At 34.1% G+C, this 15,203-nt stretch carries 16 protein-coding genes; all 16 read left to right on the top strand.

Going from position 1 to position 15,203, the window contains the following annotated elements; translation table 11 throughout:
• Positions 1–5 precede the first annotated feature (5 nt).
• The gene (gene ispG / locus JOD07_RS04540) at positions 6–1,070 is read left to right on the top strand and encodes a flavodoxin-dependent (E)-4-hydroxy-3-methylbut-2-enyl-diphosphate synthase (RefSeq protein ID WP_204612505.1); all 1,065 of its coding nucleotides are present in this window, start codon (positions 6–8) and stop codon (positions 1,068–1,070) included.
• A gap of 308 nt (positions 1,071–1,378) precedes the next feature.
• Positions 1,379–1,843 carry a ribosome maturation factor RimP gene (locus JOD07_RS04535; RefSeq protein WP_158738992.1) on the top strand — a complete coding sequence of 155 codons (465 nt, stop codon included), beginning with the start codon at positions 1,379–1,381 and terminating at the stop codon, positions 1,841–1,843.
• Between the two features lie 26 nt (positions 1,844–1,869).
• Complete coding sequence (nusA, locus tag JOD07_RS04530; RefSeq protein WP_158738993.1) at positions 1,870–2,955, top strand: transcription termination factor NusA; 1,086 nt, start codon at positions 1,870–1,872, stop codon at positions 2,953–2,955.
• Positions 2,956–2,991: 36 nt separating this feature from the next.
• Positions 2,992–3,264: an RNase P modulator RnpM gene (gene rnpM / locus JOD07_RS04525; protein ID WP_158738994.1), complete on the top strand. Its 273-nt coding sequence runs from the start codon at positions 2,992–2,994 to the stop codon at positions 3,262–3,264.
• Positions 3,257–3,568, top strand: coding sequence for a L7Ae/L30e/S12e/Gadd45 family ribosomal protein (locus tag JOD07_RS04520; RefSeq protein WP_158738995.1), 312 nt, complete (start codon positions 3,257–3,259; stop codon positions 3,566–3,568). Before rnpM ends, JOD07_RS04520 begins: the two co-directional genes overlap by 8 nt.
• A complete protein-coding gene (gene infB / locus JOD07_RS04515; protein WP_416387156.1) occupies positions 3,555–5,681 on the top strand; it encodes a translation initiation factor IF-2 in 2,127 nt (708 codons plus the stop codon). Before JOD07_RS04520 ends, infB begins: the two co-directional genes overlap by 14 nt.
• A 9-nt stretch (positions 5,682–5,690) precedes the next feature.
• The gene (gene rbfA / locus JOD07_RS04510) at positions 5,691–6,071 is read left to right on the top strand and encodes a 30S ribosome-binding factor RbfA (RefSeq protein ID WP_416387160.1); all 381 of its coding nucleotides are present in this window, start codon (positions 5,691–5,693) and stop codon (positions 6,069–6,071) included.
• On the top strand, positions 6,064–7,035 hold the full coding sequence (locus tag JOD07_RS04505) for a DHH family phosphoesterase (protein WP_158738996.1): 972 nt from the start codon (positions 6,064–6,066) through the stop codon (positions 7,033–7,035). Before rbfA ends, JOD07_RS04505 begins: the two co-directional genes overlap by 8 nt.
• A complete protein-coding gene (gene truB / locus JOD07_RS04500) occupies positions 7,032–7,937 on the top strand; it encodes a tRNA pseudouridine(55) synthase TruB (RefSeq protein WP_158738997.1) in 906 nt (301 codons plus the stop codon). Before JOD07_RS04505 ends, truB begins: the two co-directional genes overlap by 4 nt.
• An 11-nt stretch (positions 7,938–7,948) precedes the next feature.
• The gene (locus JOD07_RS04495) at positions 7,949–8,872 is read left to right on the top strand and encodes a bifunctional riboflavin kinase/FAD synthetase (RefSeq protein ID WP_204612499.1); all 924 of its coding nucleotides are present in this window, start codon (positions 7,949–7,951) and stop codon (positions 8,870–8,872) included.
• A 166-nt stretch (positions 8,873–9,038) separates the two neighbouring features.
• Positions 9,039–9,302 (top strand): 30S ribosomal protein S15, encoded by a 264-nt coding sequence (rpsO, locus tag JOD07_RS04490; protein WP_158738999.1) that lies wholly within the window; start codon positions 9,039–9,041, stop codon positions 9,300–9,302.
• Between the two features lie 139 nt (positions 9,303–9,441).
• Positions 9,442–11,562 carry a polyribonucleotide nucleotidyltransferase gene (locus tag JOD07_RS04485; RefSeq protein WP_158739000.1) on the top strand — a complete coding sequence of 707 codons (2,121 nt, stop codon included), beginning with the start codon at positions 9,442–9,444 and terminating at the stop codon, positions 11,560–11,562.
• A gap of 176 nt (positions 11,563–11,738) precedes the next feature.
• Complete coding sequence (locus JOD07_RS04480; RefSeq protein WP_158739001.1) at positions 11,739–13,007, top strand: M16 family metallopeptidase; 1,269 nt, start codon at positions 11,739–11,741, stop codon at positions 13,005–13,007.
• Positions 12,992–13,444, top strand: coding sequence for a dUTP diphosphatase (dut, locus tag JOD07_RS04475; protein ID WP_158739002.1), 453 nt, complete (start codon positions 12,992–12,994; stop codon positions 13,442–13,444). Before JOD07_RS04480 ends, dut begins: the two co-directional genes overlap by 16 nt.
• A 152-nt stretch (positions 13,445–13,596) precedes the next feature.
• On the top strand, positions 13,597–14,481 hold the full coding sequence (dpsA, locus tag JOD07_RS04470; RefSeq protein WP_158739003.1) for a dipicolinate synthase subunit DpsA: 885 nt from the start codon (positions 13,597–13,599) through the stop codon (positions 14,479–14,481).
• Positions 14,478–15,071: a dipicolinate synthase subunit B gene (locus JOD07_RS04465; RefSeq protein ID WP_158739004.1), complete on the top strand. Its 594-nt coding sequence runs from the start codon at positions 14,478–14,480 to the stop codon at positions 15,069–15,071. Before dpsA ends, JOD07_RS04465 begins: the two co-directional genes overlap by 4 nt.
• Positions 15,072–15,203: the final 132 nt, after the last annotated feature.

The raw sequence follows: 15,203 nt of genomic DNA, 5'->3' as shown, positions 1-15,203 counted from the left end.
TAAAATTGAATACTGACTCTTTATGCCGCAGACCAACAAGGACGGTTGCTATTGGAGACAGCTTTATAGGCGGAAAACATCCGATAGCTATTCAATCCATGTGTAATACGGATACCAGAAATGTTGTTGAAACTGTTAAGCAAATTCATTCATTAGAAAAAGTAGGATGTGAGATTATTCGAGTAGCTGTTCCAGATATGGAAGCAGCTCATGCAATTCGTGAAATAAAAAGGCAAATTCATATACCTTTGGTTGCAGATATTCATTTTGATTATAGATTGGCCTTAACTTGTATACAAAACGGTATTGATAAACTAAGAATTAATCCTGGAAATATTGGAGGAAAAGAGAAAGTTAAAGAAGTAGTTAAAGCAGCAAAAGAACGTGGAGTTCCAATTAGAATTGGAGTAAATGCCGGGTCCCTGGAGAAGTCTTTACTTAAGAAATATGGTGGCGTTACCCCGGAAGCTTTGGTAGAAAGTGCTCAAAATCATATTTATATTTTGGAAGAACTTGATTTTCACGATATTGTTGTATCTATTAAAGCGTCCAATGTTTTATTATCTTTAAGAGCCTACGAAGAATTTTCTAAGAAAATGGATTATCCTCTTCATGTGGGAATCACAGAAGCAGGGACTATAAGAAGTGGAACGATTAAATCTGCTGTAGGAATCGGTGCCATTCTATCCAGAGGTATAGGAGATACAATCAGAGTATCTTTAACGGGAGATCCTTTAGAAGAAGTTAGATGCGCAAAGGAAATCCTTAAAGCACTTGGGTTAAGGTCTTTTGGTGTGGAGTTTATATCTTGCCCTACTTGTGGAAGAACTGAAATAGATTTGATTTCTCTTGCAAATGAAGTAGAAAAAAGATGTATGGATATGAATAAGAATATAAAGATTGCAGTAATGGGATGTGTAGTTAATGGCCCAGGAGAAGCCCGAGAAGCTGATATAGGTATAGCAGGAGGTAAAGGCGTAGGATTAATTTTTAAAAAGGGCGAAATTATTAAAAAAGTGCCTGAAGATCAATTATTAGAAGCATTACTTCAAGAAATTGATCGGTTGTAAGGAAGAGATGTTGTAAATACAAGGTGTTTTTCCCTTGCATTTGTGTATTAGTAATGATATAATTCTTTGTAACGGATATCAAATAAGCATTTACAGTGAAGAGTGGGTTGTAACCCACTCTTTCTATTGTAATAAGGTAAAAATATGGTGAACTTAAACAAATGAATAGGAAATCATCTTTTTTTTAAGACTATATAAAAGGACATACTAAAACATTAAATGCGTTAATAATATTCATGTTTCCATGAATAGATACATAATTTGTTTTTGAGTTACTAAAGAGAGAAAAAAGCTGAAAGGATGATTATATGTCTAAACATAGGATTGAACAGATTGTGCAATCGTATCTTGAACCTATTATGGAAGAATATAATTTCGAATTAGTAGATTTGGAATATGTTAAAGAAGGAGCTAATTGGTATCTTAGAGTTTTTATTGATAAGGAGGGGGGCGTTACAATTGATGATTGCGAATTAGTATCGAAAGCCCTGGAAGTAAGATTAGATGAAGAAGATCCTATCGAGAATTCTTATATTTTGGAAGTCAGTTCTCCAGGTTTAGATCGCCCTTTAAAAAAAGATTCTGATTTTGAACGTTATAAAGGTGAAATTGTAGATATAAAACTTTACAAACCTTTTAATAAAAAGAAAGAATATAGAGGAGAGCTTGTGGGCTTGAAAGATAATATTGTTACGATTATAGATGAAGACAATAATACTTTATCTTTCTCAAGAAATGATATTGCTATTATTAGATTAGCTATTTTATTCTGATTTTATTTTATGAGGAGGTAAATAAGATGAACGCCGAATTCATCGGTGCATTAGAGCAGCTAGCAAAAGAAAAAGGAATTGACAAGGAATTACTTATTGAAGCAATTGAAACATCATTGGTATCAGCGTGTAAAAAGAATTTTGGTACCTCTCAAAATATTAAAGTCATTATTGATAGAGAAAATGGAGATGTGTCTGTTTATGCTCAAAAAGCAGTAGTTGAAGAAGTTGAAAATGATGCGTTGGAAATTTCCTTGGAAGACGCCAGAAAGATTAAGGTTACTTATGAAGTTGGGGATATTGTCGATATCGAAGTAACTCCTAAAAATTTTGGAAGAATTGCCGCTCAAACAGCAAAGCAAGTTGTCGTTCAGAGAATAAGGGAAGCGGAACGAGAAATCATATATAATCAATACATTACAAAAGAAAAAGATATTATAACAGGAATTATTCAAAGGAAAGAAAGAAAAAATGTTATTATTAATTTAGGTAAAACAGAAGCCATCCTTCCTCCAAATGAGCAAATTCCTGGAGAAGAATATAATTTTAATTCACGCATTAAAGTTTATGTTTTAGAAGTTAAGCAAACAACCAAAGGACCTCAAATTAATGTATCAAGAACTCATCCGGAGCTTGTTAAAAGGTTATTTGAACAAGAAGTACCAGAGGTATATGAAGGAATTGTTGAAATTAAAAGCATTTCGAGGGAAGCCGGCTCAAGAACAAAAATGGCAGTTTATTCTAAAGATCCAGAAGTAGATCCTGTAGGTGCATGTGTAGGACAAAATGGCCAGAGAGTAAATGTGATCGTTAATGAATTAAGAGGTGAAAAAATAGATATTATTCAATGGAGTGAAGATCCCAAAGAATATATTGCTGCTGCTCTAAGTCCTTCCAAGGTCTTAGAAGTATCTGTTAATGAAGAAGACAAAAGTGCCAAAGTAATTGTACCGGATTATCAATTGTCTTTAGCAATTGGAAAAGAGGGTCAAAATGCTAGACTTGCCGCGAAATTAACAGGCTGGAGAATTGATATTAAAAGCGAATCTCAAGCTAAGAAAATAGGATTTAATGAGGATAAGAAAGAGGACGAAGAAGGAAATTTAGAATAAATTCAATTAAAATAATTTATTTAGAGGAGTGGGATTATGAAAACAAGAAAAATTCCTCTTAGAAAATGTACTGGCTGCCAAGAAATGAAAAATAAAAAAGAGTTGATACGAGTTGTAAGAAATAATGAAGGTGAATTTTCTTTGGATTTTACGGGAAAGAAACCTGGAAGGGGAGCTTATATATGTCCTTCGGAAGAATGCTTGTCAAAAGCACAAAAATCCAAAGGATTAGAACGATCTTTTAAAGTATCAGTCCCCAGTGAAATATACGAGGCATTGAAAAGTGAGTTGAAAAATAGAAATGAATAATCCAGTTTTATTTATGCTAGGCTTATGTCAGAAAGCAGGAAAACTTTTATCTGGAGAATTTCAATGCGAACAGGCAATTAAAAATGGAAGTGCCAAAATGGTAATTATCGCTGAAGACGCATCCAAGAACACTAAAAAGCTGTTCAAAGATAAATGTAATTATAGAAATATCCCTCTCTATGAATTGGGTTCAAAAGAACAGTTAGGACACGCAATAGGAAAAGATCAGCGAGCTTCTTTAGCTATTATTGATGAAAATTTTTATCGCAAGCTAAAGCAATTGCTAGATAATGAGGAAGCATGAAATATTGGAGGTGGGCTATTTGTCAAAAGTTAGAGTATATGAAATTTCCAAACAGCTAAACATAAGCAGTAAAGAGCTTATTAAAAAATTAAAGGAATTCGGAGTCGATGTACATAGTCATATGAGTACGCTTGAAGATGATGAAGCACAATTAATTTTGGATTATTATTCAAGTGAAGTACAAGAATCTGAGAATAATCAAGTTAAAGAAGAAACAATTGATGAAGAAATTAGTAGAACTGCAAAACATGAGAACTTTGAAAAGAAGATGAATGATTCAAGTAAAAAGACTAAAGTAAAGGACAAGATGATGAAAGACGAAGAAGTCAAACAGGATACTATTGAACAGAGTGATGAAATTAAAGTTATCCAAATCCCAAACAAAGTAAGTGTTCAGACATTGGCAGAGAAATTAGGGAAAACCCCTGCAGAAATCATAAAATCTCTTATGATGAGAGGTATTATGGCGTCTATTAATCAAGAAGTTGATTTTGATACTGCTTCACAAGTTGCAGAAGAATATGGCATCTTACTGGAAGAAGAAACACAGGAAACATTAGAAGAAAAAATGTTCGAAGAAGAGCCGGATTCACCTGAAGATCTTCTGGAAAGGCCTCCAGTAGTTGTTGTAATGGGTCATGTTGACCACGGAAAAACTTCTCTTTTAGATGCAATCAGAAAAAGCAATGTTACAGCTAAGGAAGCTGGAGGAATTACTCAGCATATTGGGGCTTCAACAGTAGAGGTTGATGGAAAGAAAATTACTTTTTTGGATACTCCGGGGCATGAAGCTTTTACGGCTATGAGAATGAGAGGAGCACAAGTAACTGACATTGCAATTTTGGTTGTCGCTGCGGACGATGGTGTAATGCCCCAGACAATTGAAGCAATTAATCATGCTAAAGCAGCCAATGTTCAAATCATTGTTGCAATTAACAAAATAGATAAGCCAGGAGCAAACCCAGATCGAGTAAAACAAGAACTGGCAGATTATGGTCTTCTTGCGGAAGAATGGGGTGGAGACACAATTTGTGTTCCAGTTTCAGCCGTTACAAAAACTAATTTAGATACTTTATTAGAAATGGTTTTACTCGTAGCAGAAATGGCAGAACTGAAGGCTAATCCAAACAAACGTGCAAGAGGCACCATTATCGAAGCTCAGCTGGATAAAGGAAGGGGTCCTGTTGCTACAGTACTTGTTCAAAGCGGTACTTTGAAAGTAGGTGATCCTATTGTTGCAGGGTCAACCCATGGTAGAATTCGTGCGATGATGGATGATAAAGGTCGTCGTGTGAAAAAAGCAGGACCATCTACACCGGTAGAAATTCTTGGATTATCAGAAGTTCCTTCGGCTGGAGACAGATTTTATGTGGCTGAAAGCGATAAACAAGCTCGTCATTATGCAGAAATACTGGCAGAAAGAAATAGAGAGCAATCTTTAAGAGCAACGCCTAATAAAGTTTCACTGGATGACTTATTTAGTCAAATACAGTCTGGAAATGTAAAGCAACTCAATATTGTTGTTAAAGCAGATGTACAAGGTTCTGTAGAAGCTGTAAAACAAAGTTTAGAACGATTATCTAACGATGAAGTAAGGATCCATACCATTCATGGGGGTGTTGGAGCCATTACGGAGTCTGATGTCATGTTAGCATCTGCTTCAAATGCAATTATTATTGGATTCAATGTTCGACCTGAAGCTGGTGCCAAATCTGTTGCAGAAACAGAAAAAGTAGATATTCGATTATATCGTGTTATTTACAATGCAATTGAAGACATTGAAGCAGCAATGAAAGGTATGCTTGATCCGGAATTCCAAGAAAAAGTAATTGGTCATGCAGAGATTCGACAAACCTTTAAAGTATCTGGTGTTGGAACAATAGGCGGAGCCTATGTGCAAGATGGGAAATTAGTCAGAAATGCTAAAGTGCGTATTGTCAGAAACGGAATCGTTGTTTATGAAGGACAGTTAAGTTCTCTAAAAAGATTCAAAGATGACGTAAAAGAAGTAAATGCTGGATATGAATGTGGATTATCCTTCGAAAAATTTAATGACATTAAAGAAGGAGATATAGTAGAAGCATTCATAATGGAAGAAATACCAAGAGCGTAGGTGATAAAATTGGCAAAAGGATCAAGAATGATAAGAATTAATGAAGAAATAAAAAAAGAATTAAGCGATATCATTCGTCAGGATTTGAAAGACCCTAGAATCAATCAAACGATGGTGAGTGTGCTTAATGTAGACACAACCAATGATTTAAAATACTGTAAAATATACATCAGTGTAATGGGAAACGAGGAACAAAAAAAAGGAGTAATAGAAGGTTTAAAAAATGCCAGTGGATTTATTCGCCGAGAAATTGCAAGGAGAATTAATTTACGTAATACTCCGGAATTAATATTTAAAATAGATGATTCAATTGAATATGGTATTCGTCTCTCAAAGATTATTGATGATATCAAATCTAATACAGAAGAAGAGGATGAATCCAATGAATGATTTAGATATAATTCACTCATTGAAGAAGTATACTCATATCGCTATAGCAGCTCATATAAGCCCTGATGGAGATGCCATTGGGGCATGTGTTGCTTTAGCTTTGGCTCTTGTAAAAATGAACAAAAAGCCTGTCATTCTTATGGATGAATATCCTGAAAAGTACAATTTTTTACCTGGAAGGCAATATATTTATAATACTTATCCGAATCATGTACCTTTAGAGCTTTTTGTTGCATTGGATTGTGGAGATCTTCAAAGGCTTGGGAAATATATTGACGATTTTGAGAAAGCTCCTTTGAGTTTAAATATAGATCATCATATTAGTAATCCTCATTATGGAGATTTTTCCTATGTTGATCCGGAAGCTTCTTCAACTTGTGAAATTATATATAAAATCATTAAGGAAGCTGAAGTTCCTATTGATGATGAAATAGCAACTTCCCTTTATACTGGCATCGCCTTTGATACCGGAGGTTTTAAGCATAGCAGTACTACTTCTTTTACCCACCAAATTATTTCTGATCTTATTAAATATAATATAGATTTTACAGATATTCTGGATAAATTATTTTATTCGCGTTCCTTAGAATCTGCTAAGTTATTAGGTTATGCACTCTATAAAATGGAAACATTAAATGATAAGCAGTTGTGCATTTGTGATTTAAGCACAAAGGAAATGGAAGAACTGGGGGCATCTGCCAACGATACAGAAGGAATTATTTCTTTTATGAAAAATATTGATGGTGTTTTGGTTGCTGTTCTTCTATATGAAAAGAATGCCAATGAAATAAAAGTAAGCTTCAGAGCTTCCGGAGATAAAGATGTATGTAGGATTGCACAGTTTTTCCAAGGCGGAGGCCATAAAAAAGCTGCAGGATGTACTTTGCATACTGATTTGAAGGATGCTAAGACAAAAATACTGGATACGGTTCAAAAAGAATTGTTTAGGGAGAAATCAAATTGAATGGAATCTTAAGTATTTATAAAGAAAAAGGATATACATCTCATGATGTTGTAGCGATTATTCGAAAAGTCCTTCATCAAAAGAGAGTTGGACATACAGGAACTCTTGATCCTGAAGCAGAAGGCGTTCTTCCTGTTTGCATAGGGAAAGCCACTAAAGTGGTAGAATTTTTAATTGAACAGAAAAAGCGATATTTGGCAATTGCTAAATTAGGTATTAGCACAACAACCCAGGATCATACAGGTGATATTATTGAATCAAAGCCAGTTGATTTTGATAAAAGTAAAATTAAACAAGTGGTTCAATCTTTCATTGGAGAATATGAACAAGTCCCTCCTATGTATTCTGCTATAAAGGTTAATGGTAAAAAGTTGTATGAATTGGCTAGACAAGGGAAAACTATAGAGCGAAAAGCAAGAAAAGTTCATATTTATGACATAAAAATTACTTCTTTCATACCTCCAGATCAAATAGAGTTAGATATTTTATGCTCAAAAGGCACTTACATTAGAACTTTATGTGCTGATATTGGTGCGCAATTAGGTTGTGGCGCCCATATGAGCAGTTTAATAAGAACTGAAGTTGGCATTTTTAATATCAACAATAGTATCAAATTGGATGAATTCAAAGAATTAGTCGATCAACAAGAAATTGATAACATTATTGTAAATATCGATGAATTATTCCGTGAGTATCCTTCCGTAACCATTAAAAAAACTGGTGAAAAAGCTTTAATGAATGGCAATAAAATTCATTTTTCTTATATTAAAAATAAGCATGAAGCAATAAAAGCTCATGACATTATTAGAGTTTACAGTGATTGTGGAAATTTTATCGGCCTTTATAATGTTGCAATAGAAGGTGAAGAATTTTATCTAAAACCGCTGAAACTATTTTTGTAAGGGGTTTTATAATGAAATATATATCAAACTCAAGTATTTCTCAAAATCAACCCAGTGCTGTTACATTAGGTAATTTTGATGGAATTCATTTGGGACATAGAAAATTAATAGAAACTGTTAAAAACGTCAGCAAAGAAGAAAACTATCAATCTATTGTTTTCTCCTTTTACCCCCATCCTCAAATGGTACTAAAGAAAGATCATTCAATAAAAATGATATTTTCAAGATCTGAAAAAAAACACAGATTAGAGCAGATGGGTATTGATCTTTATATCGAATATCCTTTTACAAATGAATTTGCAGATATTTCTGCGGAGGAATTTGTTGAGGAAATTCTTATAAAACAGCTGCATGCTAAGGTAATCGTTATTGGTTCCAATAATAAATTTGGCAAACAGCAAAAAGGAAATGCTCAGTTTTTAAAAGAAAGAGAAAAGAAATGGGGCTTAAAAGTTATTGAAATACCTCCTGTTTTATATCAAGGTGAAATTATTAGCAGTACTAGGGTCAGAGAGGAATTATCTAAAGGAAATATCAGCAAAGTAAATGAATTATTAGGTATACCCTATATCATTATGGGAAAAGTTTTGGAAGGTAAGAAGTTAGGAAATACTTTTGGATATCCTACAGCCAATATTGCAGCAGAAAAAGACCGAATATACCCGCCTAATGGAGTATATCTCACCAGAACAAAATGGAATGGAAAGTATTATCATAGTGTTACAAATATTGGTTATAATCCTACTGTAAATGGGAAAAATAAAGTTATTGAGACATATATAATTGATTTTAACAGCAATTTATATGACGAAGTCGTAGAAATAGAATTTTATCAGTGGATTCGAAGCGAACAAAAGTTTTCTAATGTTGAAGAACTTATAAAGCAAATGAAAAAAGATGTGGATTTAGCCAAAACATATTTTGCAAACTTTTAAAAGTTAAATCAATTAAGTTGTTTTATATTATGAAATTTATAAATATAGTTTACATTAATGATGTTGAATGGTATAATACTTTTTGTATAAGAACCTTTGCTCGGATTTAGGTAACTCCGACCTGTTCTTAGCAAAAGGGGATAAAAAATAAAGGAGGATTATTGTAATGGATAAGGCTAGAAAACAAGAAATTATTGCAAAGTATGGAAGAACAGAAAATGATACTGGATCTCCAGAAGTTCAGATTGCTCTTCTTACAGAAAGAATCAATCATTTAACGGAGCATTTAAGATCTCATAAGAAAGACCATCATTCAAGAAGAGGTCTTCTTAAAATGGTAGGACAAAGAAGAGGTTTATTAAATTATCTTATGAAGAAAGATATCGAGAGATATCGTACTATTATTGAAGAGTTAGGCATAAGAAAATAATAACCGTATGGAGCGGAGTAATCCGCTCTATTATTTTAGCAATTTTACACTATATTGCATAAAATAATTCTCATAAACATTTCATCAATATTTAATACTAAATATACATAAGATTAATTAGAAAGGAGTAGTATATTATATGTCCAAGATATTTTCAACAGAGTTAGCCGGGCGTAAACTCTCCATTGAAATTGGTAAAGTTGCAGAGTTAGCTAATGGAGCTGCAATTGTAAGATATGGAGATACAGTGGTTTTAGTTACGGCAACAGCTTCTGATAAGCCCAGAGAAGGTATAGATTTTTTTCCACTAAGTGTAGACTATGAAGAAAGGTTATATTCAGTAGGTAAAATTCCCGGGGGCTTTATTAAAAGAGAAGGTAAACCTACTGAAAAAGCAATTTTGACTTCTAGGGTGATTGATCGTCCGATCAGACCATTATTTCCTAAAGATTATCGTAATGATATTTCTATTGTGGCAACGGTGCTTTCTGTTGACCAAGACTGTAGCCCTGAAATAGCTGCTATGATAGGTTCGTCTGTTGCTCTTTCTATTTCAGATATTCCTTTTGCAGGCCCTACGGGTTCTGTCAATGTCGGATATATTGATGGAGAATTCATTATTAATCCTACTGCAGCTCAGAGAGAAGTAAGTAGATTGTCTTTAACTGTTTCTTCTACGAAAGACAAAGTAATGATGATTGAAGCAGGAGCGGATGAATTAGAAGAAAGCATTATGCTTGAAGCAATCTTTAGAGGTCATGAAGAAAATCAAAAGATTGTAAAATTTATAGAAGAGATACAAGCAGAATGTGGCAAACCAAAACACGAGTATGAAAAACATGAAGTTCCAGAAGAAGTTTATAGCGCAGTGAAATCCTATATTGGTGACGAATCAATGGAAAATGCCGTATTCACTGATGATAAACAGCAAAGAGAAAAGCAAATCAAGGAGCTTACAGAAAAAATTACAGCATACTTTATGGAAAATCACCCTGAATATGAGCCATATATTAATGAAGCTATTTATAAATTCGAAAAAGAAACTGTACGAAGAATGATTTTAAAACAACATAAACGCCCTGATGGAAGAGCATTGGAAGAAATCAGACCTCTCAGTGCAGAGATCGATATATTGCCTAGAACTCATGGTTCTGCACTATTTAAAAGAGGACAGACTCAAGTCTTGACCGTAACTACTTTAGGAGCTATGGGAGATGTACAGATTTTAGACGGATTGGATGCTTTGGAAGATACAAAACGATATATGCATCATTATAATTTCCCATCTTTCTCTGTAGGAGAGACAAAGCCTTCCAGAGGCCCCGGAAGAAGGGAAATAGGACATGGAGCTTTGGCGGAAAGAGCATTGCTTCCTGTTATACCCAGTGAAGAAGAATTTCCTTATGCAATTCGTTTAGTTTCTGAAGTATTAAGTTCTAACGGTTCCACTTCTCAAGCCAGTGTCTGTGGAAGTACGTTGTCTTTGATGGCTGCGGGTGTACCTATTAAGGCTCCTGTTGCAGGAATCTCTGTAGGATTGGTAACGGGCGAAAGTGATGATGAATTCGTGCTGCTTACAGATATACAAGGTCTGGAAGATTTCTTTGGAGATATGGATTTTAAGGTTGCTGGAACTCATAAAGGAATTACCGCAATCCAAATGGATATTAAAATTCAGGGATTAACGAGAGAAATTATAGAAAAATCTTTGTATCAGACTAAAAGAGCAAGGTCATATATATTAGATGAAGTGATGCTAAAAACTATTTCAGAACCAAGAAAAGCGCTCTCCCCTTATGCCCCACAAATTCTCAGTACAAATGTTGATCCGGAAAAAATCAGCGAAATTATTGGCCCCCGTGGAAAAACAATTAACAAAATTATTGAAGAAACAGGGGTTAAAATCGATATTGAAGATGACGGCCGTATTTTTGTTTGCGGTGTAGATTCTGATAAAGTAAAGAAAGCTCTTTCAATCATTGAAGGCATTGCAAAGGATATTCAACCTGGCGAAATGTATTTAGGAAAAGTAACAAAGATTATGAATTTTGGTGCTTTTGTTGAGATTGCTCCTGGAAAAGAAGGGCTTGTTCATATTTCTAAATTGACTCATGAACATGTAAAGAATGTAGAAGATGTTGTTCATGTAGGAGATGAAATACTCGTTAAAGTAACTGATATCGATAAGCAAGGAAGAATTAATCTATCCAGAAAAGATACTTTGCCGAAACCTGAACAAGAAGAAAATACCGAATTTTAAGCATAGCCTCATGGTTTATGTTTTAGCAAGATTGAATATATATTATGAGTACAAATCTTTTCATTGTAAGTGCGTGCGGCTATTGCACGCTTTTCTTGTAATCATTAGTGTAAAGGATTGTTTTCAAAGAATGACTAAAAGTTGAAATAGAAAAACCTTAGAAAAGGGGAAATCATATGTTCAGACTTAAAAAATTGTCCAATGGAGTTACGATTGTTTCGGAGAAACTTCCCTTTGTACGATCTATTGCTTTGGGTATTTGGGTTCGTAATGGCTCAAGACATGAAAGAATTCATGAAAGCGGTATTTCGCATTTTATTGAGCATATGTTGTTCAAAGGAACAAAAAACAGGACTTCAAAGCAAATAGCTGATGAAATGGATAGAATTGGCGGACAACTCAATGCATATACCACTAAAGAATATACTTGCTATTATTTTAGAGCTTTGGACAATCATATTGATCAAGCTCTAGACATATTGGTGGATATGTTTTTAAATTCTAATTTTGAAGACAAAGAAATTGAAAAAGAAAAAGGGGTCGTTATAGAAGAAATTAATATGTATGAAGATTCCCCTGAAGAACTTGTACATGATCTAATGCAAAAGGCTGTGTGGGAAGACAATCCTTTAGGAGAACCTATTCTTGGAACTGAAGATACCATTGCTACTTTTAATTATAAATCATTAAAATCCTATTATAATAAAAGATATCGTCCCGAAAATACAGTAATTGCAGTAGCAGGTAATTTTGATTACGATGAAATGATGGATAAAATTGAACAAAAGTTTTCAAATTGGGATTTTAATGAAAAGGATGATTATGAGTACACATATCCTCAATACAAAGCGCAGATGATCACCAAGACGAAAGATATTGAGCAAATACATCTATGTTTAAGTTTTCCGGGTTTGCCTTCCGATTCTGAAGATGTTTATACTTTGATTACTCTTAATACAATACTTGGAGGAGGTATGAGCTCCAGACTGTTTCAAAAAATTAGAGAGGACAGGGGCTTAGCTTATTCGGTTTATTCATATCCAACAAACTATAGTGATACAGGTTTGTTTACAATTTATGCCGGTATGAATCCTTCTCAGACAAGCGAGGTTTTAGATTTGATCATAAAAGAGATTCATTCTCTTAAAATAAATAAAATACCTTTTGATGATTTAACTAAAACAAAAGAGCAATTAAAAAGCAATTATATAATGGGGTTGGAAAGTACCAACAGCCGAATGTCCAGCATTGGAAGATCTCAATTAATGTTGAATAAAGTTAGAACACCGGATGAAATTATTGAGAAAGTGGATGCAGTGACAGAAGAGAGAATCGCCTTACTTATTGATCAGTTGTTTGATTTTTCAAAGATCAGTGCATCTATTGTAGGAAAATTAGATACTATTAACTTGAAGGAGATCAAAGCATTATGTCAAATAAGTTAAAAGTTTTAATTAAAAAGGCGCCTGGAGCTGAAGATCTTCCGTTGCCACAATATATGACTGATCAGTCTGCGGGGATGGATTTGTATGCCAATGTAGAAAGTGAAGAAGTACTAAAAAAGGGCAAGATTAAATTGATTCCAACAGGTATACATATTCAACTTCCTAAAGGATATGAGGCTCAGATCAGGCCGAGAAGCGGATTGGCTCTTAAACATGGGATTACTCTTCTTAATACTCCTGGAACAATTGATGCAGATTATAGAGGCGAAATAAAAGTCATTATGATTAACTTGGGCGAAGAAGATTTTATTATTCAAAGAGGAGACAGAATCGCTCAAATGATTATTAATAAAATTGAGGAGATTGAGTGGATTCCTGTCAAGGAATTAGATCATACTGAAAGAAAAGATGGAGGCTTTGGCCATACAGGAGTTTAAAAGGTCAGATGAACTTAAATGTTCATATGACCTTTTTTGATTTCTGTTCTATGAACATAATGGGTCACTTCTGGACTAGCACAAAACATAGATTAAGTTTCATACACTATACTATCAATAACCCCATGGGACTTTAGCAGGAGGGATTGGGATTGAAGTTACAAAACATCAAATTTGCTGTTGTTGGAGGAGATTTACGTCAAATTAAATTAAGTAATTTTCTGGCAAGAGCAGGACATGAAGTTAGAGTTTTTGGATTTAATGGAATAGACTTTGAAAAAAATGTAGTCCTTTCAAAGACCCTTCCCGATGTTGTGGCAGATGCAGATATTGTAATCGGACCAATTCCGTGTTCACAAGACAACGTTACTTTGAATACTAAATATTACGAGTCGACAATTTTGCTGGAAGATGTATTTAAAAATATTTCAAAAGATAAAATTTTTATGGCAGGTCCAATTACATCGGAGATTCAAGGCATTGCAAAGCGTTATGATTTTAAAGTAGTGGATTTGCTTGCACGGGAGGAATTAGCAATTTTAAATGCTATTCCCACTGCTGAAGGCGCAATTCAGTATGCAATGGAAAACAGTGAAATTATGCTTCATGGTAGTCAGTGTCTTGTTTTAGGATTTGGGAGATGTGGGAAAGTACTAGCCCATAAATTAAAAGGATTGGATGCGATTCTTACCGTAGAAGCAAGAAATCCTCAAGATTTGGCCTATATAAAAAGTTATGGATATAAATGCCTTCATCTCCATGAATTAAAAGACTATATTGGTTCTTTTGACTTTATTTTTAACACTGTTCCTTCTTTGATTTTAGACCGAGAAATGCTAAAAGCCGTAAAAAAGGATTGCTTAATTATTGATTTGGCGTCAAAACCTGGAGGGGTGGATTATAATTCAGCAAAGGAATTAGGTATAAAAGCTATTGCAGCCCTAAGTTTGCCAGGAAAAGTTGCGCCAGAAAGTGCAGCGATGATTATATATGATACGATTTTCAACGTATATAGCGAGATGGGGGTAATCTTATGAGCAGTTTAAAAGGTGTGAGGGTCGGCTTTGCATTATGCGGATCCTATTGTACCTATGATACAGTTCTACCTGAGTTACAAAAATTAATTGATGAAGGTGCGGAAATATTTCCTATTATGTCCAATAATGCTTATACGACTGATACGAGATTTGGAAAAGCACAGGAACATATAGATAAAATAGAGAAAATGACAGGTAAGAAAATTATTAAATCAATTGTTGAGGCAGAACCCTTAGGTCCTAAAAACATAATAGATCTCTTAGTAATTGCTCCATGCACGGGCAATACTGTAGCTAAGCTTGCAAATGCAATTACAGATACCGCTGTCTTGATGGCTGCAAAATCTCTTCTAAGAAATAAAAAACCAGTTGTAATCGCACTGGCAACAAATGATGGATTAGGAATGAATATGAAGAATATTGGATTACTAATGAACACGAAAAACATATATTTTGTACCTATGGGTCAGGATAATTATGAAAAGAAACCAAATTCAATAATGTCAGATATGACTTTGATTCTGAAGACTGTTCAGAAAGCTTTAAAAGGAGAACAGCTTCAGCCTGTGATCATTGAGTTAAGTAAATAACCGAAATACAAGAAGATTCCATTAGGGATCTTCTTTATATTTATTGGACATTATTGAGATGATGTGGCATAATACTTTTGGAAGATTTCCTTGAGATTCAGTTGTTGAAAAGAATGATATTGAATACATACT

The sequence above is a fragment of the Defluviitalea raffinosedens genome, assembly GCF_016908775.1.
Taxonomy (GTDB): Bacteria; Bacillota; Clostridia; order Lachnospirales; family Defluviitaleaceae; genus Defluviitalea; species Defluviitalea raffinosedens.
The sequence above is the reverse complement of the archived record's forward strand: the minus strand, read 5'-3'. Positions and strand labels throughout refer to the sequence as shown.